26 protein-coding genes are annotated in these 25,208 nt (G+C 63.7%); 9 read left to right on the top strand and 17 right to left on the bottom strand.

Features of this window, described 5'->3' with window-relative positions:
- Nucleotides 1-44: 44 nt before the first annotated feature.
- The 14 genes from ureG to BN1233_RS00300 all read right to left on the bottom strand — a co-directional run bounded on the left by ureG (nucleotide 45) and on the right by BN1233_RS00300 (nucleotide 14,288).
- Nucleotides 45-695 carry an urease accessory protein UreG gene (ureG, locus tag BN1233_RS00365; protein ID WP_046861553.1) on the bottom strand — a complete coding sequence of 217 codons (651 nt, stop codon included), beginning with the start codon at nucleotides 693-695 and terminating at the stop codon, nucleotides 45-47.
- Nucleotides 692-1,393, bottom strand: coding sequence for an urease accessory protein UreF (locus tag BN1233_RS00360; protein ID WP_046861552.1), 702 nt, complete (start codon nucleotides 1,391-1,393; stop codon nucleotides 692-694). Before BN1233_RS00360 ends, ureG begins: the two co-directional genes overlap by 4 nt.
- A complete protein-coding gene (locus BN1233_RS00355; RefSeq protein ID WP_046861551.1) occupies nucleotides 1,386-1,871 on the bottom strand; it encodes an urease accessory protein UreE in 486 nt (161 codons plus the stop codon). Before BN1233_RS00355 ends, BN1233_RS00360 begins: the two co-directional genes overlap by 8 nt.
- A 1-nt stretch (nucleotide 1,872) precedes the next feature.
- Nucleotides 1,873-3,600 carry an urease subunit alpha gene (gene ureC / locus BN1233_RS00350; protein WP_046861550.1) on the bottom strand — a complete coding sequence of 576 codons (1,728 nt, stop codon included), beginning with the start codon at nucleotides 3,598-3,600 and terminating at the stop codon, nucleotides 1,873-1,875.
- Nucleotides 3,600-4,220, bottom strand: coding sequence for an urease subunit gamma (locus tag BN1233_RS00345; protein WP_046861549.1), 621 nt, complete (start codon nucleotides 4,218-4,220; stop codon nucleotides 3,600-3,602). The genes ureC and BN1233_RS00345 overlap by 1 nt, the downstream gene beginning before the upstream one ends.
- Before the next feature lie 10 nt (nucleotides 4,221-4,230).
- Complete coding sequence (locus BN1233_RS00340) at nucleotides 4,231-4,944, bottom strand: urease accessory protein UreD (RefSeq protein ID WP_342341628.1); 714 nt, start codon at nucleotides 4,942-4,944, stop codon at nucleotides 4,231-4,233.
- 115 nt (nucleotides 4,945-5,059) lie between these two features.
- Nucleotides 5,060-5,755: an urea ABC transporter ATP-binding subunit UrtE gene (urtE, locus tag BN1233_RS00335; RefSeq protein ID WP_046862300.1), complete on the bottom strand. Its 696-nt coding sequence runs from the start codon at nucleotides 5,753-5,755 to the stop codon at nucleotides 5,060-5,062.
- A gap of 2 nt (nucleotides 5,756-5,757) precedes the next feature.
- Nucleotides 5,758-6,510 (bottom strand): urea ABC transporter ATP-binding protein UrtD, encoded by a 753-nt coding sequence (urtD, locus tag BN1233_RS00330; RefSeq protein WP_046861547.1) that lies wholly within the window; start codon nucleotides 6,508-6,510, stop codon nucleotides 5,758-5,760.
- 3 nt (nucleotides 6,511-6,513) lie between these two features.
- Nucleotides 6,514-7,650 (bottom strand): urea ABC transporter permease subunit UrtC, encoded by a 1,137-nt coding sequence (gene urtC, locus BN1233_RS00325; RefSeq protein WP_046861546.1) that lies wholly within the window; start codon nucleotides 7,648-7,650, stop codon nucleotides 6,514-6,516.
- Complete coding sequence (urtB, locus tag BN1233_RS00320; RefSeq protein ID WP_046862299.1) at nucleotides 7,647-9,239, bottom strand: urea ABC transporter permease subunit UrtB; 1,593 nt, start codon at nucleotides 9,237-9,239, stop codon at nucleotides 7,647-7,649. The genes urtC and urtB overlap by 4 nt, the downstream gene beginning before the upstream one ends.
- Before the next feature lie 62 nt (nucleotides 9,240-9,301).
- Nucleotides 9,302-10,576: an urea ABC transporter substrate-binding protein gene (urtA, locus tag BN1233_RS00315; RefSeq protein WP_046862298.1), complete on the bottom strand. Its 1,275-nt coding sequence runs from the start codon at nucleotides 10,574-10,576 to the stop codon at nucleotides 9,302-9,304.
- A 424-nt stretch (nucleotides 10,577-11,000) separates the two neighbouring features.
- Entirely contained in the window at nucleotides 11,001-12,725 is a 1,725-nt protein-coding gene (araD, locus tag BN1233_RS00310; RefSeq protein WP_046861545.1) for an L-arabinonate dehydratase, read from the bottom strand.
- An 85-nt stretch (nucleotides 12,726-12,810) separates the two neighbouring features.
- Nucleotides 12,811-13,572 carry a FadR/GntR family transcriptional regulator gene (locus tag BN1233_RS00305; protein WP_082145155.1) on the bottom strand — a complete coding sequence of 254 codons (762 nt, stop codon included), beginning with the start codon at nucleotides 13,570-13,572 and terminating at the stop codon, nucleotides 12,811-12,813.
- Between the two features lie 2 nt (nucleotides 13,573-13,574).
- On the bottom strand, nucleotides 13,575-14,288 hold the full coding sequence (locus BN1233_RS00300; RefSeq protein ID WP_046861544.1) for a ribonuclease activity regulator RraA: 714 nt from the start codon (nucleotides 14,286-14,288) through the stop codon (nucleotides 13,575-13,577).
- A 159-nt stretch (nucleotides 14,289-14,447) separates the two neighbouring features.
- Here BN1233_RS00300 and BN1233_RS00295 point away from each other — a divergent pair, with 159 nt between their 5' ends.
- Nucleotides 14,448-15,410 carry a Bug family tripartite tricarboxylate transporter substrate binding protein gene (locus BN1233_RS00295; protein WP_046861543.1) on the top strand — a complete coding sequence of 321 codons (963 nt, stop codon included), beginning with the start codon at nucleotides 14,448-14,450 and terminating at the stop codon, nucleotides 15,408-15,410.
- A 123-nt stretch (nucleotides 15,411-15,533) separates the two neighbouring features.
- Nucleotides 15,534-16,475: a dihydrodipicolinate synthase family protein gene (locus BN1233_RS00290; protein WP_046861542.1), complete on the top strand. Its 942-nt coding sequence runs from the start codon at nucleotides 15,534-15,536 to the stop codon at nucleotides 16,473-16,475.
- Nucleotides 16,476-16,705: 230 nt separating this feature from the next.
- On the opposite strand, the gene BN1233_RS00285 is transcribed toward BN1233_RS00290, so the two are convergent.
- Nucleotides 16,706-17,581 (bottom strand): SMP-30/gluconolactonase/LRE family protein, encoded by an 876-nt coding sequence (locus tag BN1233_RS00285; RefSeq protein ID WP_046861541.1) that lies wholly within the window; start codon nucleotides 17,579-17,581, stop codon nucleotides 16,706-16,708.
- A 134-nt stretch (nucleotides 17,582-17,715) separates the two neighbouring features.
- Here BN1233_RS00285 and BN1233_RS00280 point away from each other — a divergent pair, with 134 nt between their 5' ends.
- The gene (locus BN1233_RS00280) at nucleotides 17,716-18,102 is read left to right on the top strand and encodes a response regulator (protein ID WP_046861540.1); all 387 of its coding nucleotides are present in this window, start codon (nucleotides 17,716-17,718) and stop codon (nucleotides 18,100-18,102) included.
- A gap of 26 nt (nucleotides 18,103-18,128) precedes the next feature.
- On the opposite strand, the gene BN1233_RS00275 is transcribed toward BN1233_RS00280, so the two are convergent.
- Nucleotides 18,129-19,310, bottom strand: a complete 1,182-nt coding sequence (locus tag BN1233_RS00275; RefSeq protein ID WP_046861539.1) for a DUF3095 domain-containing protein — start codon at nucleotides 19,308-19,310, stop codon at nucleotides 18,129-18,131.
- Nucleotides 19,311-19,677: 367 nt separating this feature from the next.
- Here BN1233_RS00275 and BN1233_RS00270 point away from each other — a divergent pair, with 367 nt between their 5' ends.
- On the top strand, nucleotides 19,678-20,400 hold the full coding sequence (locus tag BN1233_RS00270) for a PRC-barrel domain-containing protein (protein ID WP_052763652.1): 723 nt from the start codon (nucleotides 19,678-19,680) through the stop codon (nucleotides 20,398-20,400).
- 91 nt (nucleotides 20,401-20,491) lie between these two features.
- Here BN1233_RS00270 and BN1233_RS00265 read toward each other — a convergent pair whose 3' ends face one another.
- Nucleotides 20,492-21,190 (bottom strand): haloacid dehalogenase type II, encoded by a 699-nt coding sequence (locus BN1233_RS00265; RefSeq protein WP_046861538.1) that lies wholly within the window; start codon nucleotides 21,188-21,190, stop codon nucleotides 20,492-20,494.
- Between the two features lie 340 nt (nucleotides 21,191-21,530).
- On the opposite strand from BN1233_RS00265, the gene BN1233_RS49410 reads away from it, so the two are divergent.
- The 5 genes from BN1233_RS49410 to lptB all read left to right on the top strand — a co-directional run bounded on the left by BN1233_RS49410 (nucleotide 21,531) and on the right by lptB (nucleotide 25,120).
- Complete coding sequence (locus tag BN1233_RS49410) at nucleotides 21,531-21,971, top strand: hypothetical protein (protein ID WP_147706906.1); 441 nt, start codon at nucleotides 21,531-21,533, stop codon at nucleotides 21,969-21,971.
- Nucleotides 21,972-22,137: 166 nt separating this feature from the next.
- Nucleotides 22,138-22,752 carry a ribonuclease D gene (locus BN1233_RS00255; protein WP_046861537.1) on the top strand — a complete coding sequence of 205 codons (615 nt, stop codon included), beginning with the start codon at nucleotides 22,138-22,140 and terminating at the stop codon, nucleotides 22,750-22,752.
- Nucleotides 22,753-22,918: 166 nt separating this feature from the next.
- Nucleotides 22,919-23,638: an LPS export ABC transporter periplasmic protein LptC gene (lptC, locus tag BN1233_RS00250; protein WP_046861536.1), complete on the top strand. Its 720-nt coding sequence runs from the start codon at nucleotides 22,919-22,921 to the stop codon at nucleotides 23,636-23,638.
- Entirely contained in the window at nucleotides 23,635-24,258 is a 624-nt protein-coding gene (locus BN1233_RS00245) for an LptA/OstA family protein (RefSeq protein WP_046861535.1), read from the top strand. Before lptC ends, BN1233_RS00245 begins: the two co-directional genes overlap by 4 nt.
- 70 nt (nucleotides 24,259-24,328) lie before the next feature.
- Entirely contained in the window at nucleotides 24,329-25,120 is a 792-nt protein-coding gene (gene lptB / locus BN1233_RS00240) for an LPS export ABC transporter ATP-binding protein (protein WP_342341637.1), read from the top strand.
- The last annotated feature ends 88 nt before the right edge of the window (nucleotides 25,121-25,208 follow it).

The raw sequence follows: 25,208 nt of genomic DNA, 5'->3' as shown, positions 1-25,208 counted from the left end.
ACAGCAAGTCCTCATGGCTCAGCCCGTACCATCTTCTCCCGGGATCATCCAGGAGGAAACGCTTCGATATCATCGGATCCTCCTGTCAAGCCGCCGGCCTTTTCGACGAACCGCGCGATCGCATCGACGCCGATGCCACCGCGGATATTGCTGAAGACATAAGGGCGCTGACCGCGCATGCGCTTCGTATCCTCTTCCATGACGGTGAGATCCGCGCCGACGTAGGGAGCAAGGTCGATCTTGTTGACCACCAGAAGATCCGAGCGCGTGATGCCGGGGCCGCCCTTGCGCGGGATCTTCTCGCCGCCTGCCACGTCGATCACGTAGATCGTCAGATCTGCGAGCTCCGGCGAGAAGGTTGCCGCCAGGTTGTCACCGCCGGATTCCACCAGCACGATGTCGAGGTCGGGGAACCGGCTGCGCATAGTTGCGATCGCGGCCAGGTTGATCGAGGCATCCTCACGGATGGCCGTATGCGGGCATCCGCCCGTCTCGACGCCCATGATGCGCTCGACCGGCAAGGCGCCAGCGACCGTCAGAAGGCGCGCATCTTCCTTCGTGTAGATGTCGTTGGTGATGGCGCAGATATCATAGCGATCACGGAAGGTCTTGCAGAGCGCCTCCATCAGAGCCGTCTTGCCCGAACCGACGGGCCCGCCGATGCCGATGCGAAGAGGTCCCGTATGAGAAATCATGAGCGAAAAAGCCTCGTGTACTGGTTCTCGTGATGGAAGGAGCCCAGATCGGCCCGGAAGGACGAAGTACCGATATCGTCGAGGGACAGATCGATGGCCTCTCGTGCGATGGCCTGAACGGTCGCCGCCAGAGCCGAGCAAATGCGAATACCGGCGGTCTGCCCGATGGGGGCCAGCCGAATGGCAGCGGAAACGAGCGTTTGGACGAGCCCGAAGAGGTAAGCCTCCGAGGTCGTGGACAGGGCGACATGATGCGCCGCCGCCGCCATGCCGATGGCGACAGGAAAGGCCGCATCGCCCTCGAGCGGGATCAGTCTCGGCGAAGGCCAGGCGGCGAGAGTCGCATCGAGAAAGCTGCGCCCCTGCTGGCTCGTCTCAAGGAACAACTCGGCGGAGGGTGAGAGCGCAAGGGCGAGTTCGTTCACGGCCTTGAGAGTAGCCCTGTCACTCGCATCGATCGCCCGATAGGCATGGCTCAACAGGATCGCGTCGTTGCGGCCGAAACCGAGCGTCATCATATCGGTCAGCCACGCAACAAGCGTCTCCTCGTTCGTCACGTCCCCGGTTGTGACGGCCCATTCCAGCGTATGCGAATAGGCATAGCACCCGACCGGATAGGAAGCGGACAGCCAGGCGAAGAGTGGCAGGATGACCCGCTCCTCCCCTGGAACGAGCGGCCCGATGCGAGCCTCATCCATGATGGTGCTCATGGGAATGATGATGCGAGTGCCCGCCATGCTCGTGGTGGTGATAGGCTCCCCGCACAGGCTGGAAGGGACGCTCGACGATGCGGGTCGTCGCTCCCAGTCCCTGCAGCATGTCGAGCAGCACATGATCGTAGGCGATGTAAACCGCATCCCGCGTGATCTCGGCGGGCACATGCCGGTTGCCGATGTGCCAGGCGAGAGTCAGCAGGTCGAGAGGGTCATCGGTCCTGACCTCGATTAGCCTTTCCGGGGCGGCCTTCACCTGGACCAGAGACCCGCCGTCCAGGCAGATTGCATCCCCGTCCTCCAGGACGTCGGCGGTATCGAGATCGAGCAGAAACGTTGTGCCTCCATCAGCATGGAGCACGATCCGGCGCCTGTGGCGATCACCATGATCGAGGGTGATGATATCGACGATGCGGTCTTCGTCGACGGCGTCACGGCGAATGAGGGATGTGGCGCGGATCATGTCAGAACAGGAAATAGCGTTGAGCCATGGGAAGAATTCTGGCCGGCTCGCAAACCAGCAATTCGCCATCTGCACGAACGTCATAGGTCTCGGGATCGACCTCGATGACAGGCGTGGCGTCGTTCAGCACCATGTCCTTCTTGCCGATCCCGCTGCGGACATTCTCGACGGCAACAAGGTGCTTCTGGATTCCGAGCTTTGCGGCAAGTCCGTTCTCGATGGCAGCCTTCGACACGAAGGTGAGCGAGGTTGTTGCGAGCGCTTTGCCATAGGCTCCGAACATGGGCCGGTAATGCACCGGCTGCGGCGTGGGAATCGAAGCATTCGGATCGCCCATGAGGGACGCCGCGATGGCGCCCCCCTTCAGGACCAGATCGGGCTTCACACCGAAGAAAGCCGGCGTCCAGACGACGAGATCGGCGAGCTTGCCCGGCTCGACGGAGCCGATGTGCTTTGAAACCCCGTGGGCGATGGCCGGATTGATCGTATATTTCGCCACATAGCGGCGGGCGCGAAGATTGTCGTTGTCTCCGGTCTCGCCGGGAAGCGGGCCGCGCTGCAGCTTCATCTTGTGCGCTGTCTGCCAGGTGCGGATGATGACCTCGCCCACGCGGCCCATGGCCTGACTGTCCGAGGACATCATGGAAAGCGCACCGATATCGTGAAGGATATCCTCCGCGGCAATGGTCTCCTTGCGGATGCGGCTTTCCGCGAAAGCGAGGTCCTCCGGGATCGACGGGTCGAGGTGGTGGCAGACCATGAGCATGTCGAGATGCTCGTCGATGGTGTTCACCGTGTAGGGCCGTGTCGGATTGGTGGAGGAAGGCAACACATTCGGAAGTCCCGCCACCTTGATGATGTCGGGCGCATGACCTCCTCCGGCCCCTTCGGTGTGGAAGGCATGGATCGTTCGCCCCTTGAAGGCAGCAATCGTGTCCTCGACGAATCCCGACTCGTTGAGCGTATCCGTGTGGATCATCACCTGCACGTCGTATGAATCAGCCACCGAGAGACAGCAGTCGATGGCGGCAGGCGTCGTGCCCCAGTCCTCGTGCAGCTTGAGGGCGCAAGCCCCCGCCTGAATCATCTCCTCCAGAGCTCCCGGCTTCGAGGCATTGCCCTTGCCGGCAAAGGCGAGATTCATGGGAAAGGCATCCGCGGCCTCGATCATGCGGGCGACGTGCCACGGACCGGGCGTGCAGGTTGTCGCGAACGTCCCCGTAGCAGGGCCCGTACCGCCACCGAGCATCGTTGTGATGCCCGACGTCAGGGCCTCCTCGATCTGCTGCGGGCAGATGAAGTGAATGTGAGAGTCGAAACCGCCGGCGGTCACGATCTTTCCCTCGCCGGCGATGATCTCCGTGCCGGGTCCAATGATGATATCGACATCGGGTTGCACATCCGGATTGCCCGCCTTGCCGATCCGTGCAATCCGCCCGTCCTTGAGACCGATATCGGCCTTCACGATGCCTGAGTGGTCGAGGACCACTGCGTTGGTGATGACGGTATCGACCGCACCGGACGCCCGGGTTGCCGGCCCCTGTCCCATTCCGTCGCGAATGACCTTGCCGCCGCCGAACTTCACCTCCTCGCCATAGGTCGTGAAGTCCTTCTCGACCTCGATCACGAGCGAAGTATCCGCCAGCCGGATCCGGTCGCCTTTGGTAGGGCCGAACATGTCCGCATAGGCAGAACGAGGGAGGGAGGCAGGCTTCCGCATCTCCGTCATCAGAGCGCTCCCATCACGCCTTGGCGGAATCCATAGACCTCGCGCTTTCCGGAGAGCGGCACCAGCACGACCTCACGGGTTGAGCCGGGCTCGAAGCGCACGGCCGTGCCGGGCGCAACGTCGAGGCGCATGCCGCGCGCCCTCTCGCGGTCGAAGGACAGCGCCGGATTGGTCTCGAAGAAATGGTAGTGGCTGCCGACCTGGATAGGCCTGTCGCCCGTGTTGGCGACCGTGAGAGCGACACGCTCCACCCCCTCGTTGAAGACGATTTCGCCTTCGAGCGTCACGACCTCTCCCGGCACATCAGCGGACGCCGCGCCCCTGATGGGGTGATGGACCGTGACCAGCTTGGTTCCATCCGGAAAAGTGGCCTCGACCTGAATGTCCTGGATCATCTCGGCCACGCCTTCCATGACCTGATCGGCGGCAAGCACATGCGCGCCTGCCTCCATCAATTCGGAGACGGAGCGTCCGTCGCGGGCGCCCTCCACCACCGTATCAGTGATAAGCGCAATCGCCTCCGGGTGATTGAGTTTTACGCCGCGCTCCAGGCGACGCCGGGCCACCATGGCGGCCATGGCGATCAGGAGCTTGTCTTTTTCGCGAGGTGTGAGCTGCATGATGTCAACCTCAGCTAAGCCAGACGCGCGGCAGAGGCTCGCCGCGAAACGCGAGAAGAAAGGGACAGGCGCACGCGCGCAGAGCCTCGATCGACGCGGCGCAGAAGCGCACGGCAAGGATGCCGTTCCAGGCGCTTGCGGCAGCGTCGCAGCCATTGGTGGAGGACAGGCATTCGCGGGCGGTCTCAAGGCGCGCCTCGGCATCCGGCGCAATGTGGATCAGCGTCGCCAGAGCGCGGGCTCCCTTCGCGACGCTCGGCTTCTGCAGCAGATGGGCGATCGGGCCCTTGAGCCGCAGCGTATCGGCATAGGCCAGGCGTCCGCCGCGACGGATGCGCCAGCGATCTTCGAAGAAGCCGCTCGACATGTTTTCCGCATGCGCTGCGCGGCCGAAGACGACGGCCTCGAATACCGTAAGGTGAGCATCCTCTGCAATGTCGGCATCAAGCCGCCGGGCAAGCCGCGCCTGATTGAACAGGATGGTTTCCTGGGGCAGCCATTCCAGCTGCGAGCCTGCATGGACCGCAAGGTTGACCGACAATCCCGCAGTCGGGCCATCGGAGCGATAGACCTTCTCGGCGGCGGAGGTCGCAACGGTTAAAACTGTCCCGGCCTGCGCCTCGATCTCCACGGCGAAGCGATCACCGCAGGCGATGCCCCCTGCGGTGTTGACCAGAACCGCCTCGATTGTCCGGCCTTGCACCTTCGGGAGCCGGACACGCATGGAACCGCTTTCCCGAATGTGCATCGGCCTCGTGCGCCCGCCCAACATCGCGGCGCTGAGCGCAACTCGCCCATCAGCGCGCTGGCGCAGGGGGCCTGCGGTCTGAGAGACGCCATCAAATGGCCAAGCGTTGACGTACATCGTTTCCGTCAAGCGCAGAGCGGCTGCCCTTCTGGACGATCTCACCCCGCTCCATGACCGCGAAGCGGTCGGCCAATTCGCGGGCAAAATCGAAATACTGCTCGACGAGCAGGATGGCCATATCCTTCCGGTCGCGCAAGTAGCGGATGGCACGCGCGATATCCTTGATGATCGAAGGCTGGATGCCCTCCGTGGGCTCGTCGAGCACGAGAAGGCGCGGACGCATGACCAGTGCCCGTCCGATGGCGAGTTGCTGTTGCTGACCACCGGACAGGTCACCTCCGCGGCGTCCCAGCATGGACCGGAGAACCGGAAAGAGCTCGAATACTTCGTCGGGAACCCGACGTGTGCCACGATTCAGGGGCGCAAAGCCGGTCTCCAGATTCTCCCTGACCGTCAAGAGAGGAAAGATCTCGCGTCCCTGCGGGACATAAGCGATGCCACGCGTTGCACGCTCGAAGGGCTTCAGGTCCGCAATGTCCTGGCCATCGAAGCGGATGCTGCCACCGGAGATGGGCCTGTGGCCCACGATGGCGCGCAGCAACGATGTCTTTCCTACGCCGTTGCGGCCAAGCACACAGGTCACCTCGCCCAACGCCGCCTCGACGGAAACGCCGCGCAGGGCTTGAGCTGCACCGTAATGGAGGGACAGGTTCTCCACTGAAAGCATCTTCATCGACCCAAGTAAACCTCGACCACCCGCTCGTTGGCACTCACCGTGTCGATAGGCCCTTCAGCGAGAACGGCACCCTCGTGCAGACAGGTGACCTTCACGCCAAGATCGCGCACGAATGTCATATCGTGCTCCACCACGATCACGGCTTTCGTTCTTGCAATGTCGCGCAGCAGATCGGCCGTATCCGCCGTCTCCTGGTCGGTCATGCCCGCAGCAGGTTCATCGATCAGCAGGAGCTTGGGCTCCTGCGCCAGCAGCATACCGATTTCGAGCCATTGTTTCTGGCCGTGCGACAGTTCGCCGGCCCGGCGGTGCCGGTGCGCTGTCAGCCGCACTCGTTCCAGGAGAGCATTGATCCTTTCCCGCTCCTGCGTCGCACGGCGCGAGAGCAGGGTTGCAAGAGGCCCGCGCGGATTCTTCAGCGCGAGGAGCAGATTGTCCTCGACGCTGTGCATGTAGAACACCGTCGGAGTCTGGAACTTCCGGCCGATGCCGAGCTCGGCGATGGCGGCCTCGTCGAGCACGGTCAGATCATGAGATCCCTCGAACAGGGCCGTGCCCTCATTCGGCCGCGTCTTGCCGGTGATCACGTCCATCATGGTCGTCTTACCTGCCCCGTTCGGACCGATGACGGCCCGCATCTCTGCATGATCGATCGCGAGCGACAGAGCATTCAAAGCTCGGAAACCGTCGAAGGAGACAGTGACGTTGTCGAGATAGAGCAGTGCCGGCGTAACAGGTACAGCCATGGCTTACTCCGCCGGATGCGCCAGGGGACTGGATGACCGGCCGGCCTGCACTCTTTGGCTGAAACGTTCCACGAGTTCTCCGGTCGTTCCGAGAATACCGCGGGGCATGAAGAGCGTGATGAGGACGAAGAGGCCGCCTAGGGCGAAAAGCCAGAACTCCGGCAGGGCGGCCGTGAACCAGGTCTTTCCCGCATTGACCAAGATGGCTCCGAGGATGGCGCCGGCCAGAGTTCCTCGGCCCCCAACGGCAACCCAGATCACCACCTCGATGGAGTTGGCCGGAGCAAACTCGCCCGGATTGATGATCCCCACCTGCGGCACGTAGAGCGCACCGGAAACGCCCGCCAGCATGGCTGACAGGGTGAAGACGGCAAGCATGTAATGCTCGACTCGATAACCCAGGAATCTCGTGCGGCTCTCCGCATCGCGCACGGCGACGAGCACCTTGCCGAATTTGGAGTTCACGATCCATCGGCACAGCAGGTAGCCGCAGGCGAGCGCCATCACGGAGAGCACGAACAGGACGACGCGAGTCGATGCCGATTGAAGAGGAAATCCCAGTATTCCCTTGAAATCGGTCAGGCCGTTATTGCCGCCGAAACCCATGTCGTTGCGAAAGAACGCCAGCATGAGGGCGAAGGTCATGGCTTGTGTGATGATGGAGAGATAAACGCTGGTGACACGGGAGCGGAAGGCGAACCAACCGAAGATGAAGGCGAGCGTGCCCGGTACAAGCAGCACCATGAGCGCCGCGAACGGGAACCACTCGAAGCCGTGCCAGAACCACGGCAATTCCTTCCAGTTCAGGAATATCATGAAATCCGGCAGGATCGGATCGGCATAGACTCCACGCGGACCGATCTGGCGCATGAGATACATGCCCATCGCATACCCGCCCAGGGCGAAGAAGGCTCCGTGCCCAAGAGAGAGAATGCCGCAAAAACCCCAGATCAGATCGACGGAGAGGGCCAACAGGGCAAAGCAGACGTATTTGCCGAACAGAGGGACCAAGTGATCGGAGAGATGCAGCGGCGATCCGGGCGCTGCCAATGTGTTCATGGCAGGCACCAGAATGGCGACTGCGGCGAGGAGCGACAGAACGGCGACGGTTTGCCGATCAAACACGGTTTGGGCTTTCATGTTTCGACCGCCCTGCCTTTCAGCGCGAAGAGCCCGCGCGGACGTCGTTGAATGAAGAGGATAATCCCGATGAGAAGAACGATCTTGCCGAGCACCGCTCCCGCATAGGGCTCAAGGAACTTGTTCGCCACGCCGAGCGTGATTGCACCGATCAGCGTGCCCCACAGGTTTCCGACGCCACCGAACACGACGATCATGAAACTGTCGATAATGTAGCTCTGCCCGAGATTGGGACTGACATTGTCGATCTGAGAGAGTGCGACCCCGGCCATTCCGGCGACACCCGATCCGAGGCCAAAGGCCAGAGCGTCGACACGACTCGTCTTGATGCCCATCGAGCCTGCCATGCGCCGGTTCTGCGTGACCGCACGCACATAGAGCCCCAAGGACGTGTAACGCATGACGAGCAGCAGGGTAGCGAACACCAGGACGGCGAAAACGACGATCGCGATTCGATTGTACGTGAGACTCAAGCCGCCGACCTCCAGGGCTCCGCTCATCCAGGCCGGCGTGCCCACCTCGCGGTTCGTCGGTCCGAAGATCGTGCGAACGGCCTGCTGCAGGATGAGGGACAGGCCCCAGGTGGCCAGCAGCGTCTCCAAGGAGCGTCCATAGAGGAAACGGATGACGAGGCGCTCGATCAGAATGCCGACTGAGCCTGCGACCAGAAAGGCGAGCGGCAGCGCAATGAAGAGAGAGGCCCCGAACAGGCTTGGAGCATAGGTCCGGATGAGTTCCTGCACCAAGAACGTCGTATATGCCCCGAGCATGACCATCTCGCCGTGAGCCATGTTGATGACGCCCATCGTGCCGAACGTAATGGCGAGTCCGATGGCGGCGAGCAGCAGGACCGATCCGAGGGAGATCCCGTACCAGAGGTTCTGAGCTGCACTCCAGAACGCCAGCTTTGTGCGGATGCTGTCGGCTGCCTTGCGCGCTGCTTCCGTGATATCCGGTGATGTTCGCGATGGGAGGCCGGAGAGGAGAGTGAGCGCGTCCTGATCGCCGCGGTTCTTCAAGGTCTCAATGGCGCCAAGCTTGTTGGTGGATGAAGCATCTGTCTTGTTCAGCAGAATGGCCGCCTGCGCTTCCTGGAGGGCGCGCTTCACATCGGCATCGGTCTCCTGAGCAATCGCTCGATCGAGGGTCTCCAAGGTCGTCACGTCGCGGGAGCGGAAAACGGCGCGCGCCGCTTCGAGTCGCGTCGCGGGATCGGCACTGAGCAGGGTCAGATTGCCAAGCGCAGCCTCGACGGCGCGACGAATCCGGTTGTTGACACGAACCGGTCTGAGGCTTCCTGCAGTCGCCTCGTGTGGCTGGCCCGTGGCAGCATTGATGAGATTGCCGGACGCATCGCGAATATGGACCTGTCTAGCCCCTACGAGGAGCCGTCCATCTTTCAAAGCCTCGATGACACGGAGAGACAAGGCATGGCCGCTGCTCGCGACAGCCACGATCGCAGATTCCGTATCCGAGTAGCTGTCGGAAGCGAATTTCGGCAATGCGTCTTCATAAGGTCCGGCAGAGGCGGCCGAGGCCATGCCTGCCAGCAGGACGAGAGTCCACAGAAGCTTGCGCAAGTTGATCATGAAAGGATTGCAGATGGAGGGGTTGAGGACAGCCCCGGCGGCTGCCCTCATGCGTCAATGACTCAAGCGCCGCATTTCTTGGTGGCGGTGTTGTAGTTGCCGCATTTGAGCGTCTTCCAGTCGGCAATCAGATCCTTCGAGCCTTCCAGATACTTGGACCAGGCTTCACCTGGTACAAGGCTGTCGGCCTGCCAGACGGTTTCGAACTGACCGTCCTCCTTGATCTCGCCGATGAGGACAGGCTTAGTGATGTGGTGGTTCGGAAGCATCTCGGAGACGCCGCCGGTGAGGTTCGGTACCTGAATGCCGACAATGGCGTCGATAACGCCGTCGGGATCGGTCGTGCCGGCCTTCTCGACCGCCTTGACCCACATGTTGAAGCCGATGACGTGCGCTTCCATCGGGTCATTGGTGACGCGCTTCTCGTTCTTGGTGAAGGCCTTCCACTTGTCGATGAAAGCCTCGTTGTCGGGGGTGTCGACAGACTGGAAGTAATTCCAGGCCGCCAGGTGCCCGACGAGAGGCTTCGTGTCGATGCCGGCGAGTTCCTCCTCACCTACCGAGAAAGCCACGACCGGAATATCCGTTGCCTTGACTCCCTGGTTGGCGAGCTCCTTGTAGAACGGCACATTGGCATCCCCGTTGATCGTGGAGACGACCGCCGTCTTCTTGCCGGCCGAACCGAACTTCTTTATGTCCGCTACGATGGTCTGCCAGTCGGAATGCCCGAAAGGTGTGTAGTTGATCATGATATCCTCGGACTTCACGCCCTTGGACTTCAGATAAGCCTCCAGAATCTTGTTGGTCGTACGCGGATAGACATAGTCCGTTCCGGCAAGAACCCAGCGCTCGACCTTCTCTTCCTTGGCGAGGTAGTCGACGGCCGGAATTGCCTGCTGATTGGGCGCGGCACCTGTGTAGAACACGTTCCGCTCACTCTCCTCGCCCTCGTATTGGACGGGGTAGAACAGGATGCTGTTCAGCTCCTTGAAGACCGGGAGCACGGACTTGCGGGACACGGATGTCCAGCAGCCGAACACGGCCGCTACTTTGTCCTTGCTGATCAACTCGCGTGCCTTCTCGGCGAAGAGCGGCCAATTGGAGGCCGGATCGACAACAACAGCTTCGAGCTTCCTACCGAGGAGGCCGCCTTTCTTGTTCTGCTCATCGATCAGCATCAGCATGACGTCCTTGAGCGTCGTCTCGCTGATCGCCATCGTGCCCGACAGTGAGTGGAGAATCCCTACCTTGATGGTTTCCTCAGCTCTTGCAGCTCCAGCCGTGGCGCCGGAAACCAGCGCAGCAGCGGTCAGCGCCAGCAGATTTCTACGTGTCATCCTCAAAATCGACATCGGTCCTTCTCCCTCGCGTAACCTGGCCCAGGTGCGGCGCAGGAGCTTCAAGCAAGAGCCGTGCCGAAGTTGGGAAGCGGGCGCCGAAGGCAGTCGAGAGAGGCGAAGCCGCGGATTGATCTGCTCAGAAAAGCGGCAGACGCCCAAATACGAGGCCAGGAGACGACAATAGCTTGTGGTGCAATGTCGAGTTCGGATTAAACCAGACCCCGAAAATAGCAGTAAAGGTCCGCTATTCCATCCTCGCGGACCTTCAGAGCCAAACTCTTTCACATGTCCTCGATTCGCTGGCGGAACAGTCCCGTTCACAGCAGTCGACGGCGCATGGAACGATTTCTCGTTGCTTTCCTAGCGTCTGGTTATCCCTCCCACCGAGGACTGAGCTGCAATGCCTGCGGATACGCATCCGCTAATGAATCTCGGGCTCCGGGATGCCCCCCGCGCCCTCGAGGAAGTCGAAGTCGCAGCCCTCGTGCGCCTGACGGACATGCTGGGCGAAGAGGCGGTAGTAGCCGCGCGGATAATCGCGTGCCGGCGGCTTCCATAATTCCAGGCGCTCGGTGATCTCCTCATCGCTGAGATGAAGATGGATCGAGCGGTTCGGAACGTCGACGGTGATGAGATCGCCGTTGCGCACGGCTGCGAGCGGACCTCCGATGTGGGCCTCCGGCGACACATGGAGGATGCAGGCGCCGTAGCTCGTGCCGCTCATCCGCGCATCGGAGATGCGCAGCATATCACGCACGCCCTCGCGCAGCAGTTTCTTCGGCAGCGGCAGCATGCCCCATTCCGGCATGCCTGGCCCACCGATCGGACCGGCATTGCGCAGCACCATGACGTGGTCGGGCGTCACGTCGAGATCGGGATCGTTCACGGCCTTCGCCATCTCGTCGTAGGTGTCGAACACGATCGCGGGGCCGGTATGGCTGAGCAGGCGCGGTTCGGCAGCCGGCGGCTTCATCACGCAGCCATGCGGCGCTAGGTTTCCATAGAGGATCGCGGTTCCACCGGATGCGGCGATGGGCTTGTCGAGCGGGCGGATGACGTCGTCGTTGTAGACTGCCGCGCCCTCCAGCGTCTCACCCAGCGTCTTGCCCGTCACGGTGCGCGCCTCGAGATGCAGCAATCCTTCGAGGCGCTTCATCAGTGCGCGAATGCCGCCCGCGATGTGGAAGTCTTCCATGAGCCAGGCGCCGGAGGGGCGCAGATTCGCGATCACCGGAACCTTCTGGGCGAAGTCGTCGAAATCCGTGAGTTTCACCTCGATGCCGGCGCGGCGCGCCATCGCGACGAGGTGGATCATGGCGTTCGTCGAGCCTGCGAGCGCGTTGTGTACCACGAGCGCGTTCTCGACCGATTGCCGCGTCAGGATGTCGGAGGGTTTCAGATCCTCCCAGATCATGTCGACGATGCGACGGCCGCAGGAAGCCGCCATGCGGGGATGCGCGGCATCGGCAGCAGGGATCGAGGTCGCGCCCGGAAGCGTCAGGCCGAGCGCTTCGGCGATGCACGTCATAGTCGATGCGGTGCCCATCGTCATGCAGGTGCCGTGCGAACGCGCGATGCCGGCTTCCATGTCGTTCCATTGCTGGTCCGTGATGGCGCCGGCCTCCTTCTCGGCCCAGAACTTCCAGACGTCGGAGCCGGAGCCCAGGATCTGGCCGCCATAATGGGCGCGCATCATCGGTCCGGCCGGCATGAAGATCATGGGCAGGTTCATCGAGATCGCGCCCATGATGGTGGCGGGTGTGGTCTTGTCACATCCGCCCATCAGCACCGCGCCGTCGATCGGATGCGAGCGCAGGAGCTCCTCGACTTCGAGCGCGAGGAGATTGCGGTAGAGCATCGTGGTCGGCTTGACCCAGCTCTCGGAGAGCGACAGCGCCGGCAGTTCAACCGGGAAGCCGCCTGCCTGCCAGACGCCGCGCTTGATCTCGTCGGCGCGCTGGCGGAAGTGCTGGTGGCAGGGCTGCGCGTCGCTCCAGGTGTTGATGATCGCGACGACCGGCTTGCCCATGAAGTCTTCGGGCCCATAGCCCATCTGGAGCGTGCGGGAGCGATGCCCGAAGGCGCGCAGGTCCTCGACGCCGAACCAGCGGTGGGAGCGGAGGGATTCCGGAGTGCGGCGCGTCATGGTGCGGTCGGGTCCTGTGTCGGGCGCATCGTGTCGAGGCACGAGCGCGTTGATAAGCAAGGAATAGCGCGTTCAGGGCAGCGGGTCAGGGCGCGTCATCGTCTCGTCCGGGCGTCCCCTCGAACATGCGCTGGCGCGCATTCCTGATGTGGCTCTGCATCGCCGCACGGGCGCCCGCCGGATCGCGTGCCTCGATCGCAGCGACGATTGCGGCATGCTCGTCCTGCACGAGCCGAAGCCGGTCCTGCGGGCGCAGCAGCGAGAGATTGCGCATCAGGTTCATGCCGACTGCGATATGCGGCTGCAGAAACGATTGGACCTGAAGATAGTACTGGTTGTGAGCCGCAGCCGCGACGGCACGGTGGAACCGTTCGTCCGCCTCGACGCCGAGGAGCCCGTCACGAATCGCGGCTTCGAGGCCGTCGAACGCCGCCCGGATCTCCTCGAGGTCGGCCTGCTCCCACCGCTCCGCTGCGAGGGCGGCGGCCGCGCCCTCCAGGTCGATTCGGAATTCGAAGCAGCGCCGAATATCGGAGAGGGAGCCGATCGGCGCGAAGCGCATGACGGCGTCGTCCGGCCGGCGGCGGACATAGGAGCCGGAGCCCTGCCGCGAGACGATCAGTCCGTCCTCGCGCAATTGCGCGAGCGCTTCGCGAATGACGGGTCGCGAGGCGCCGAGCCGGCGCGCCAACTCAGTCTCGGCCGGCAGGCGCTCGTTCACAGGGAACTCGCCCGAAACGATGCCTTCGAGAATGTGCTCGTAGACGCCTGCACTGCGCTTCGCCTCCGGTGCAGCGCGCAGCGCGGCTGGCGCGGATCCGACATCCCTCTTCGCGCCGGCGGCCATCGTCACCGGCCCTTTGCCGCGCGCCAGCGCGCAAACTCCTCCTTGGCTTCCGGCGAGGGCGGATAGATCCCGAAAATCGACCGGCCGGCTTCGACCTGCTCCTGCACGAAATCCTCGAAAACGGTCTGCTCGAACGCTTCCTCGGCGATTTCGTCCGCGAGATGCTGCGGAATCACTGCGACCCCTTCGCGGTCGCCGACGATGATGTCGCCGGGATAGACCGGCACGTCACCGCAGCCGATCGGCACGTTGAGGTCGACAGCGTGGTGCCGGATGAGATTGGTCGGAGCGGCCGGGGCCGCATGATAGACGGGGAACGGCAGTTCCGCGATGTCCGGGGTGTCGCGAAAGCCGCCATCCGTCACGATCCCCGCACAGCCGCGCTTCCAGAGTCGCGTCACCAGGATGCCGCCGGCCGAGGCCGCCTTCGGGTCCCGGCGGCTGTCAATCACGAAGACGGCGCCGGCCGGGCATTCCTCGACGCCCTTGCGCTGCGGGTGCGAGCGATCCTCGAAGACGCTCAGCGTATCGAGATCCTCGCGCGAGGGAATGTAGCGCATCGTGTAGGCGGGGCCGACCATGCGCGGCGCCTTCGGATTGATGAGCCCGACCCCGGAGATGAACACGTTGCGAAAGCCGCGCTTGAACAGCACGGTCGTGATCGTGGCGGTCGAGACGGCGGTGAGCTTGCTGCGTGAGGCGTCGGAGAGCGGCATGTCTTCCCTCGAATGTCGAAATCACTTGCCCAAACCTGTCTCAACTTGTCAAGACTTGTCAGGTGACGAGTGGCCGTGCATAGGGAGCCGGATCGACCCTCCGGTCGGTGGCGTCGCGGCTCCTGCTGCCGTACGCCGGATCACGGGAAGGAAACTCCGATGCGCAAACTCTTCGGCGCTCTCGCGCTGAGCCTCGCGACTCTCGCGCTCCCCGCCCAGGCGGCGGAATGGCCGGAGCGCAACGTCACCGTCGTCGTGCCGTTCGGCGCCGGCGGAACCACCGACATGTTCGCCCGCATTCTCGCCCAGGCGATGCAGGCCAAGACCGGAACACCCTTCGTCGTCGAGAACCGCCCCGGGGCCGGCGGCAATATCGGCTCGGGCGCCGTAGCGAAGGCCGCGCCGGACGGCTACACGCTCCTCGTCGGAACGGTGAGCACGCATGCGATCAATCCGTTCCTCTACAAGAACATGACCTTCGATACCGAGAAGGCCTTCCAGCCCGTGACCCTGATCGCACGGCTGCCGAATCTCCTCGTCGTCAATCCGAAAGTGCCGGCGAAGACGATCCCCGAGCTCGTCGATTACCTGAAGAAGAACCCCGGCAGCGTGAAATACGGCTCGTCGGGTGCCGGCACCTCGACGCATCTCGCCTCCGAGCTCTTCCAGATCAAGACCGGCACCAAGATGACTCACGTGCCGTTCCGCTCCTCGGGCGATGTCATGAACAATCTCGCGGGCGAGCATATCGACCTCGCCTTCGACAACATGACGCTCGCTTGGCCGCAGGCGCAGGGCGGGACCGTGCGCGCCATCGCGGTGACGAGCACCGAGCGCAGCCCGACGGCGCCGGAGATTCCAACCGTGTCCGAGAGCCTGTCGGGATTCGACGCAACCTCGTGGCACGGCCTGTTCGTCCCGGCCGGGACGCCGCGCCCGATCGTCGACAGGCTCGCCGCGGAGGTGAAGCAGATCTTCGGCGCGGCGGACGTGCAGGCGAAACTGAAGGAAGTCGGCGCCGTACCGTCACCGATGACGCCGGAAGCGTTCACGACGTTCATCGACGCAGAGCGCGCCAAGTGGAAGGACGTGGTCGAGGCCTCGGGCGTCTCGATTCAGTAGCCGCCGTTTCGAATCCCGGAGAAGCGATCTCCGTTTCTCCGGGATTCCTTTTTCCGTTGCACTCGCTCGCTGACCACCCGATGAATGGCGCGAGCTGGAGCAATGTCCTCCAAGGAGCATTCCATGCGGGCACGCATCACACCCGATCTTCTGCAGCGCTCCGTCATTTCGGTGCCGCCGCTCTGCCGGAAGAATGATCTCTCGCTGTCGGAAGATGCCAATCGGGCGCAGCTCGATCACATGCGGGCCGGCGGGGTCACGACGTTCCTCTGGGGTGGGAACGCGAATCTCTACAATATGGGCGTGCGCGAGTTCGAGTCGTTCCTCGACATGGTCGAGAGACTCACGCAGCCCGGCGACTGGATGATTCCCTCGATCGGTGCGGATTTCGGCAAGGCTCTCGATCAGGCCGACATCCTGAGGGAGCGCGATTTCCCGACGGCCATGGTGCTGCCCTTGCGGTTTCCCTCGACTCCGAAAGGTGTCGCGCAGGGCCTTTCGCTTCTCGCCGCGCGGATGGGCAAGCCGCTGATCGCCTATGTCAAGGACGACAACTACGTCGACGCCGCTGATCTCGGCGCGCTTGTCCGCGACGGCGCCGTCTGTGCGGTGAAATACGGAACCGTCCGCAAGAACCCGGCGGACGATGCCGCACTCGCCGACATCCTGCGCCATGTTGATCCATTGCTCGTGATTTCCGGAATCGGCGAGCGACCGGTGATCGATCACGCGAGGGCTTTCGGATTGCGGGCCTTCACGTCCGGCGCCGTCTGCATCGCACCGCGACTGTCGACGATGATCCTCCAGGCACTGTCTACAGGGGATCTCGCAAGGGGTGCTGCGATTCGCGAAACGTTCCTCGCCACGGAGGATCTGCGGGATGCTCATTCACCTCTGCGTGTCTTGCACGAAGCCGTGCGACTCGCCGGCATTGCCGAGACCGGCCCGATGCAGCCGATGCTGTCGAACATCACCGACCCTGACGTGCTCACGGCGATTCAGGCGGCAGCCATCGCGTTGCGTGCAGAGAACGATCGCGCGCAGATCAGTCGGGCGGCGGAATAACGGTGCAACACACCACCCATTCCACCGCCTCACCGTCCTTGCGAGCCGGAGGCGAAGCAATCTACCCGTCGAAGGATGCGCTCCTGGATTGCTTCACTCCGCTCGCAATGACGGGGAGGGCGTGAGGACGCGAGGAGCATTGCCGGAAACGGAATGAATTCCGGATCCACCTCGTCATTGCGAGAAGGCGATGCAATCCAGAATCACGCGCGCATATGGCTTCATGAGCATCATATATCCGCCCAGCGTGCGACAGGTGCCCCGGCGACGGGTGCACGGCCGATGAAGACGCTTCCGGAATGCGATGACGCCTCGCAATCATCCCGACGCAGCGAGGTGACGACGAGCGTAAGCAGATCGTCACCACAGAAGCACGGCATCGTGGGCGCAGGAACCGGTGTCGGGTAGCTCTCCTCGACCGCGCCGTCGCGCGACCAGACATTGAGCCGTCCCGCGGTGACGCCGGCGCTCCAGTAGCGCCCACGGGAATCACACGCCGCACCATCGGGGCGCCCGGTCTCCTGCGCGATGCCGCTCGCGATGCGCGTGCGGTCCGACATGCGGCCCGAGGCGGGTTCGAAGGCATAGCGGTCGATCCAAGGTCCACGCGAATCCGAATGGAACATCGTGCCGCCGTCCGGTGACCAGGCGAGGCCGTTCGAGATGATGAGCCCGCCCGCGATCGGCTGCGTAACGCGCCCACGACCGTCGATGCGGTAGAGAGAAGCGACCGGTTCCTTCTCCGGGCGATCGTCCATCGATCCGACCCAGAATGCACCGTCGGGTCCGACCTTGCCATCATTGAGTCGGTTGCTGGCCGGCTCGTTCGGAAGGTCCGCGAGAGGCGACAACGTGCCGGTATCCGGATCGAGCACGGCCAGCGCGCGCTCGAGCGCAACAATGAGTCGGCCGCTCTCGCCCAATCCGATCGAGCCGGTGCGCGACGGCATCCTCCAGCTGTGGAAATCCGATCCGTCGAGCCGCACTGCATGCACCGCCGGCGCGAGGATGTCGACGAAGAACAGGAGCTTCCGCCGGTCGTCCCAGACCGGTCCCTCCGCGATGCCACAGCGCGTATCGGCGAGCAGCGTGAATTCGATGATCATCAGCCAATCCCTCGCAGAGTTTCCGGCGTCTCGTGCAACATAGAGCGCGCTGTCCGAACAGATGAGAGGGTTCGATGCTGCGAGACAGGAGCGCCCGTCAGCGATAGGATGAGAGATAACTTCTGGAGTCGGCCGTGCATTCTTCCGGATCACAGAGTCGCGTGCCCGTCCTGCTCGTCGAGGAGGAACTCTTCGAGCGCGAAGATATCGGCCGCTATCTTGCAGAGGCCGGCTTCGAGGTGGTGGATGTTGCGGATTCCGATGCCGCGCTCAAAACGCTCGAGTCCCGGTCCGGAATTCGCGCGGTCGTCACGGATGCTCACGTGCCGGGGCAGATCGACGGCTTCTCCTTCGCCCGGCTCGTCCGCGAGCGCTGGCCGGACTTGGCCGTGATCATGATGTCAGGGCACTCCGACGCATCATCCGGTCCGATTCCGGACGGGGGAGAGTTCATCCCCAAAGCTTATCTCCTGGAGCACCTCGCACCGACGCTGCACCGCATGCTGCAGGGAACACGATGATCCTGCCGGCCGAGGGTGGCCTCCGCTCACGGCGGCGAGACCTTCGAAAAGGCGCTGCGACGGCCTGAACGCTCCTTCAGGCGCAGCGCCGCCATTGCATAACCGCCTGCGGCTCCATCGAGAAAGTGCACGTGGTCGGCCTCGTACGCGGACGGCGTGACACAAGTCAGGAGCGCAGCGTTCTGGCGGTGGAGGCCGAAATGGAGGATGCCGTCGCGCTCCGCATCTTCGAGCCGCCGTTCGAGGTCGTCGGCGAAAGTCGATGTGCAATCGAGCGTCATGCGCAGGCCATCATCGTATTTCCGAAAGTCGGAGTTCGCGACCAGCTGCCGTCGGTATGTGCCCGGATCGAACCGCCCGATCCGGAGGCCGGACCGGAAAACGAGGTATGCAGCGCTCATCCGCAGGAAGAGGCCGGACTTGCGGGCGAACAGGCCCGGACCGCCGCCCCCGCGAGCTCGAGCCTCAGTGTCGAGGCCCCGTGGGGGCCAGCGGAGTTCAGGACCCGTCTCCGGCAAGGGGCGGGCAACGCCGGGCGTCCTCTCGACTCGGTCGAGGATGTCCGTGACGAAGGCCCGAAAGACCGAGTCGTCCTCCTTCACGGGGACGATGAGAATCGACAGGATCGTGCCGTTTGCCTTCGCGATCTCCTCCCAGCGGCACGAGAGCCCGGTCAGGTCCGGCCTCGTGCCGGATGCGGCCGGCGCAACGGCGTATTGCCCGGCTTTCATGGCCTCGCTCGCCCAGGCAAGGCCGCCGCCGGAGAACATCGCGTAGGAGATGTTCCGGGAGGGGGCGAAGCGCGCCACGCGTACATCGAGCCTTTGAGCCCGGATGGCTGACAGTGGGATGAGAGCGACCCGGAGCATGAGATCGAATTCTTCTTTCGCCCAGGTCGCGGTGGCGGCAAGCGCCGCACGCGCCATTGCCTCAGCTTCGGGCTCCACGGCGAAGCTTGCTCCGTCTCCGCTGAACACGAACGGGAAATTCCGCTGCGGGCGCGCATTGATCATCGCGGCGATCACGGCTGCGCCGGCCGTGTTCACGATCTTGTAGCGCCCATCCCGAACCGCCTGCGTGGAGTTCACGATATCGGCCAAGCCGATTAGCCAGTCCGGCGGCAAAGGCCTGTAGAGGTCCGGATCCACCAGCCTCGCGAAATCGCTGAACACCTGGACGGTAAAGTAGAAATCGGAGCAGCTCGGCATCTCCCGCACAGATCCTGCAAGCGCCGCATTCTATCATGCCGCGGTCCGGAGATGTCTCGTCCGGACCCGGGCATGCAGACGCAGTCAGGCGAGTTACAGGAGATCGGTTGCGATTCCCGTCACGGGGTGCTTCGAGCTGCTTCAGCGCGGTATCTTGAGAGCTGCTCAAAAAAACCCCGCTCGGGCGGGGTCGAGTTGAGCACCAGGAGGAGAACCGTCAGCTCTCGATATGAAAACTCTACAGCTGCGTCAGAGTTCCTGGTCAATCCGCGCCGGCTATCCTGAAAAATTTCGAGCGAACCTTAGCGCAGGCTTCTCGTTCTCCTTTCAAGCGCCCGGTGGGCGCCGGTGAACATAGGAGGATGATATGACAATGACTCGTCTTGCCGCTGGCCTTGCCGCCTCGGCGCTGATGACCGCGGCTGCCTTCGCACAGACGAACGCCCCGGCTGGTTCGAACGCTCCGTCGGCCATGCCGCCAGCCAGTAGCACTCAGGCCTCGCCGTCGACCTCGACCATGCCGTCCGGCACGACGAGCGCGACGTCGAGCTCCGGTCAGATGATGACCCAGATGGCTCCGGGAATGATGCGTGGTTCGAAGCTCATGGGCGTGGACATTTATGGCCCGAACAACGAAAAGGTCGGCGATATCAACGAAGTTCTCATTGACCGCGACGGCAAGATCGAGGCGGTCGTGGTCGGAGTCGGCGGCTTCCTCGGCATCGGCGAGAAGGACGTAGCGATCCCGTTTGCGGAGCTGCAGTGGATGTCCAACGAGGAGGCGCGTACGGCCACGAACACCACGGGCGCGGGCGGCGTCTCGACGCCGACAGCGCCGCGGACCGGTCAGCCTGCCACGACCGGGAGCACGACGACGGGAACGACCGGGACGACGTCTACCGGCATGGCCGCTTCGAATGACGGCGTTCCGGATCGGGCCAGAATCAGCATGACGAAGGATCAGCTGAAGGCTGCCCCCGAGTTCCGCTATAGCGCCAATACCGCCACCGGGTCGGGTACCATGGGCACCACGAACCCGCCGGCCTCGACAACGGCTCCGCCGGCTACGACCACGGCGCCGCGCCAGTAAGGTAACACCAGGGGAGGGGCGTTCCCTCCCCTGACATCTTCGCGAAACGGCGTGCAGGCGAAGCCAGCTTGCGCGGCGCTTCTCGTTCTGCTCAAGCGTTCAATTGCCGTGCGAGATCGCTCAGATCGGCGGCAATGAAATCCACGGGTGCCTCGGGTTTGATTTCTCCCCGACCCGGACCGTGTTCGTCCGGCCTCGCGACATGTGCTGTCGACAGGCCGCATGCGGCGGCCGCAGCCAGGTCGCTCGAGTGGCAGGCCACCATGAGGACGTCCGCCGGCCGACAGCCGAGGGCCTGTACGGCTCTCAAATAGACTTCCGGCTTGGGCTTGTAGTCGCGTGCGAATTCCGCGCCGAGGATCGCGTCCCAGGCGATGCGGTTGCGGCGGGCGAGCGCGATCATCAGCGCCACGTGGCCGTTCGAAAGCGGTGCCAGGAGGAAACGCTCCCGTAGCCGGGTCAGGGCACCCGGAACTTCGGGCCAGGCATCGAGGCGATGCCAGGCCAGAACGAGCTCATACCGGACCCCCGGGCTCACGGAGAGGCCGAATTGGCCCAGCACGTCGTCCAGGCTTTCTCCATGCAGCGTGTCGAGATCGGCCCAGGCTCGTCTGCCCGCTCGGATCTCCTCCATGCTGGGCTGATAGCGTGCCCGCCAGGCATCCGCGACAGATCCGCCGTCGAGACCGGGATGATCGTTGCCGAGAAGACGCTCGACCTCTCGGGCAACGCCCGAGCGCCAGTCGACGAGCGTCCCGAAAACATCGAACACGAGCGCCCTGATCGGCATCTGTCTCTCCCTCTCGCCTTGCGCGCTGCTGGCCGTCTCGCCGGACATGGCCATCGAAGCGCCTTAGAAACCCATTCGCGCCCGGACAGATTTGGTCAAGCATTGCGGCCCATGAAAGTCAGTCTCGTTCCGCATTTGCCCCGAAGCAAGAGGTGATGTGTACCGGCCAGTGCAGTCCTCGTCTCTCTGCGGAGAGATCTGGATTTTGCATGCACATGAGCAGCACGCTCGCCTCGATCCCCAAGAGGGGTGCTCTGCTCGAAACTACGATCTCATGAGACGGAACATTTGCTCCTTTCTGCCGGTTGTCTGCTCGAGGCATTGTCTGGAGTTACGCGTCATGTTTACCATAATGAGAAAGGCCGTCCTGCCCGCGATTGCGGCCTTGGCCTTCAGCGGCACCGTTGCCTCTTTACCGGCTCCAGCGGAGGCGCAGGTCTATTACCGGGGCTATGGCGGTGGCTACGGCTGGCATCGTCCCGTCTATGGGTATGGAGGCCCCTACGGGTATCGCTACGCTCCCGCGTACCGAAATGGATACTACGGACGGCCCTATTACGGGTACGGCTATCCCTATTATCACCATCGCCGGTCAAACGGCGGCGCGGTCGCCGCGGGCCTCATCGGTGGTCTGGCCCTCGGGGCTCTCGCGGCACAGGCCGCGCGCCCGGCCTATGCCTATCCCGTCCGCACGCGCTACCGGGACTGCTTCGTCGAACGCCGTCGGGTGGTCACCCGTGGCGGGCGCGTCGTCGTCCGTCGCGTGCGCACGTGCTACTGAGCGCGGGCTGAATACTCGTCCGGCGAAGCTCCGTGGAGCCCGTCGGCCTCGCCAGCGAAGCTGAAAGGCGTTGAACCGGTGCCGAGGACCGGATAGTGCGGTGCAGTGACCGGCGCGCGGCGTGCCGCCGGCCACGTGTGAATGATTGCCCCGCTGTCGGACCTCCATGACCATCCGCTTCCACCGCGGCGACCTGCCCGCCGACTACGATCCAGGTGATGCGATCGCGGTCGACACGGAGACACTCGGTCTCAATCCTCACCGTGACAGGCTGTGCGTCGTGCAAATCTCGCGCGGTGATGGAACGGCCGATGTCGTCCAGATCCTCAGGGATGGGCCGAAGCCGGTGAATCTCGCCCGGATTCTGGCCGACGAGGGCGTGCTGAAGATCTTCCATTTCGCGCGGTTCGACCTTGCGGTGCTCTTCCATGCCCTCGCGGTGATGCCGCGGCCCGTCTACTGCACGAAGATTGCGTCGCGCCTCACCCGCACCTACACGGACCGCCACGGGCTGAAGGACCTCGTCCGGGAGCTTCTCGGGATCGATCTCTCGAAGCAGCAGCAATCCTCGGACTGGGGCGCCGAGACCCTCACGCAGGCCCAGATCGACTATGCGGCATCGGATGTTCTCCATCTGCATGCTCTCAAGCTCCGCCTCGACCAGATGCTCGAGCGCGAGAACCGGCATGGGATCGCACAGAACTGCTTCTCGTTCCTTCCGACCCGCGCCCGGCTCGATCTCCTCGGCTGGGCCGAAACGGATATCTTCGCGCATTCCTGAGCCGACGGCCGGCAAGAGGTTGGGTCCTTCCTGTCGAAGCTCTTCGAGCGGCTCAGCCTTGACGCGGCGTCAACGCTCTGCGAGCAAAGGTAACCCGTCATAACTTCGCCATCGGCGGCAGGCAGTTGCCCCGTAACGGCGGGCGGCGTGGGCGAGGGCTTCACAGGTGGTGGGCGTAACGGGATTGTTGGACGCACGGGCAGGATCGGTTCCCGCCGGGCGATCGCGCGCCTTCACGAGCGCCCGGCGGCATTCCCGCCTTGTGCGGTTTCTCAAGGTCGCGATTCCGGCCGGCGCGCTGATCGGAGGGATTGCGGTCGCCGCCGTGGCGATCCTCGATCCGTTCCGGAGCGTGGGGGGCCTGTCGATCGGGCCGGTTTCCCTGTCGGGCACGCAGATCACGATGGAGAGCCCGCGGCTGACCGGGTTCCGGGACGGCACACGGCCCTACGAAGTCACCGCCACTGTTGCGAATCAGGATGTCCGCCAGCCCAACCTCGTCGAGCTGAAGGACCTGCGCGCCCGAATCGTAACCGACGACCGCGGCAGCACCGCCCGCCTGGAGGCGAACACTGGCCTGCTCGACACCGAGAAAGAGCATCTTAAGCTGCACGATCAGGTGCGTCTCACGACCGAGGCCGGTGAAAGGATCGAGCTGAATTCCGCCTCCGTGGACTTCAAGGCCGGGACGGTCGTCTCGTCCGAGCCCGTTACCGTCACTCTCGGCGACGGGGTGATCCGCGCGAACGGGCTCGAGGTGAAGGACAGCGGCAAGATCATGCATTTCCAGGGCCGCGTTCGGACAGTCTTCGACTCGGAGATCGGCCGCCCGCCCGAACAGTCCTCCGAGCCCAATCCCGAGCAATCCACGGCGGTCGCGCAATGATGCGAACCCTTTTTCCTGTCCTCGTGACGGCTCTCCTCGCCGGCGTCGGCCTGTCTTCCGCCTGGGCCCAACCCGCCAAGGATCGCTCCTCCGCCTTTGGGACGCTCGGATCCAACAAGGAGCCGATCAAGATCGATGCCGACCGCCTCGACGTCTTCGACCGCGAGAGCCGGGCCGTCTTCGAGGGCAATGTCGTGGCCGTGCAGGGCGAAACCACGATGAAATGCACGAACCTCGAAGTGTTCTACGAGCAGCGCGGGCAGGGAAATGCCCAGCCCGCAGCGGCATCGCCCGGCGAAGGCGCGATCAAGCGCATCGAATGCAAGGGACCCGTCACGATCGTGTCGAAGACCCAGGTCGCAACCGGTGACAACGCCACCTTCGATCGGGTCGCCAACCGCGTTCTCCTCACCGGCAACGTGGCGCTGTCGGACGGGCCGAACGTCACCCGCGGCGAGCGTCTGGTCTATGATCTCAACTCGGGCATCGCGAATGTCGAGACGAAGCCGGGAGGGCGCGTTAGAGCGCTGTTCGTCCCGGGCTCGGGTTCGCAGGCACCCGACGGCAAGCCGAAGCCCGAAGGTAAGCCGAAGCCCGAGGCCAATTCCGCCCGGCGTTGAGCCGGCGCCGGCCGTTGCGGCCGGCACGATCGTTCTGTAGGACCTGTCCTTTCTTGCGCTGGTGACCGCCATTCTCTCCCGCATTTCCCATAGCGACTTCGCACCTGACCGGTCGCGTCCCGCGGATGCGTTCGGGGGGCCGGGAATTCTTGCCGTCAAGGGGCTGCAGAAGAGCTACCGCGGCCGCACCGTCGTTCAGGACGCGGCGCTCGAGGTGCATGCCGGCGAGGCGGTCGGCCTGCTCGGGCCGAACGGGGCCGGCAAGACCACGATCTTCTACATGATCACCGGCCTCGTCTCGGCGGATCGCGGCATGATCAGCCTGGACGGCAACGACGTCACCGGGCTGCCGATGTATCGCCGGGCGCGGCTCGGGATCGGATACCTCCCCCAGGAGGCATCGATCTTCCGTGGGTTGAATGTCGAGGACAATATCCGGGCGGTGCTCGAAGTCGTGGAGCCGTCGCGCAAGGAGCGCGAGCGCAAGCTCGACGCGCTCCTGGACGAGTTTCACATTACCCGGCTGAGGAAGACCCCCTCGATCGCGCTTTCGGGCGGCGAGCGTCGCCGCTGCGAGATCGCCCGGGCGCTCGCCGGAGAGCCGACCTTCATGCTGCTCGACGAGCCATTCGCGGGCATCGACCCGATCGCCGTCGGCGACATCCAGAACCTCGTCCGGCACCTGACCCGGCGCGGGATCGGGGTGCTCATCACGGACCACAATGTGCGTGAAACCTTGGGCCTGACCGACCGCGCCTATGTGATCCATTCCGGCCGCGTCCTCACCGAAGGGCGTCCGGACGAGATCGTCTCCAACGACGACGTGCGCCGTCTCTATCTCGGCGAGGATTTCAGGCTGTAGCGGCCCGCATTCAGCCATTCCACACCCGTGGGGCTGCATGGGCTACTATATGAAGGCGGCTGCGTTCGGGAGCGTAGCTTTGACCTGC

Source organism: Microvirga massiliensis (assembly GCF_001006805.1).
Classification (GTDB): Bacteria; Pseudomonadota; Alphaproteobacteria; order Rhizobiales; family Beijerinckiaceae; genus Microvirga; species Microvirga massiliensis.
Note: the sequence above shows the minus strand (reverse complement) of the source record. Positions and strands in the feature narration are given on the sequence as shown.

Coding starts and splice junctions, on each gene's coding strand:
- ureG (WP_046861553.1), bottom strand. CDS start 695: ATGATTTCTCATACGGGACCTCTTCGCATCGGCATCGGCGGGCCCGTC.
- BN1233_RS00360 (WP_046861552.1), bottom strand. CDS start 1,393: ATGGATGAGGCTCGCATCGGGCCGCTCGTTCCAGGGGAGGAGCGGGTC.
- BN1233_RS00355 (WP_046861551.1), bottom strand. CDS start 1,871: ATGATCCGCGCCACATCCCTCATTCGCCGTGACGCCGTCGACGAAGAC.
- ureC (WP_046861550.1), bottom strand. CDS start 3,600: ATGACGGAGATGCGGAAGCCTGCCTCCCTCCCTCGTTCTGCCTATGCG.
- BN1233_RS00345 (WP_046861549.1), bottom strand. CDS start 4,220: ATGCAGCTCACACCTCGCGAAAAAGACAAGCTCCTGATCGCCATGGCC.
- BN1233_RS00340 (WP_342341628.1), bottom strand. CDS start 4,944: ATGCGTGTCCGGCTCCCGAAGGTGCAAGGCCGGACAATCGAGGCGGTT.
- urtE (WP_046862300.1), bottom strand. CDS start 5,755: ATGCTTTCAGTGGAGAACCTGTCCCTCCATTACGGTGCAGCTCAAGCC.
- urtD (WP_046861547.1), bottom strand. CDS start 6,510: ATGGCTGTACCTGTTACGCCGGCACTGCTCTATCTCGACAACGTCACT.
- urtC (WP_046861546.1), bottom strand. CDS start 7,650: ATGAAAGCCCAAACCGTGTTTGATCGGCAAACCGTCGCCGTTCTGTCG.
- urtB (WP_046862299.1), bottom strand. CDS start 9,239: ATGATCAACTTGCGCAAGCTTCTGTGGACTCTCGTCCTGCTGGCAGGC.
- urtA (WP_046862298.1), bottom strand. CDS start 10,576: ATGACACGTAGAAATCTGCTGGCGCTGACCGCTGCTGCGCTGGTTTCC.
- araD (WP_046861545.1), bottom strand. CDS start 12,725: ATGACGCGCCGCACTCCGGAATCCCTCCGCTCCCACCGCTGGTTCGGC.
- BN1233_RS00305 (WP_082145155.1), bottom strand. CDS start 13,572: ATGGCCGCCGGCGCGAAGAGGGATGTCGGATCCGCGCCAGCCGCGCTG.
- BN1233_RS00300 (WP_046861544.1), bottom strand. CDS start 14,288: ATGCCGCTCTCCGACGCCTCACGCAGCAAGCTCACCGCCGTCTCGACC.
- BN1233_RS00295 (WP_046861543.1), top strand. CDS start 14,448: ATGCGCAAACTCTTCGGCGCTCTCGCGCTGAGCCTCGCGACTCTCGCG.
- BN1233_RS00290 (WP_046861542.1), top strand. CDS start 15,534: ATGCGGGCACGCATCACACCCGATCTTCTGCAGCGCTCCGTCATTTCG.
- BN1233_RS00285 (WP_046861541.1), bottom strand. CDS start 17,581: ATGATCATCGAATTCACGCTGCTCGCCGATACGCGCTGTGGCATCGCG.
- BN1233_RS00275 (WP_046861539.1), bottom strand. CDS start 19,310: ATGCCGAGCTGCTCCGATTTCTACTTTACCGTCCAGGTGTTCAGCGAT.
- BN1233_RS00270 (WP_052763652.1), top strand. CDS start 19,678: ATGACAATGACTCGTCTTGCCGCTGGCCTTGCCGCCTCGGCGCTGATG.
- BN1233_RS00265 (WP_046861538.1), bottom strand. CDS start 21,190: ATGCCGATCAGGGCGCTCGTGTTCGATGTTTTCGGGACGCTCGTCGAC.
- BN1233_RS49410 (WP_147706906.1), top strand. CDS start 21,531: ATGTTTACCATAATGAGAAAGGCCGTCCTGCCCGCGATTGCGGCCTTG.
- BN1233_RS00255 (WP_046861537.1), top strand. CDS start 22,138: ATGACCATCCGCTTCCACCGCGGCGACCTGCCCGCCGACTACGATCCA.
- BN1233_RS00245 (WP_046861535.1), top strand. CDS start 23,635: ATGATGCGAACCCTTTTTCCTGTCCTCGTGACGGCTCTCCTCGCCGGC.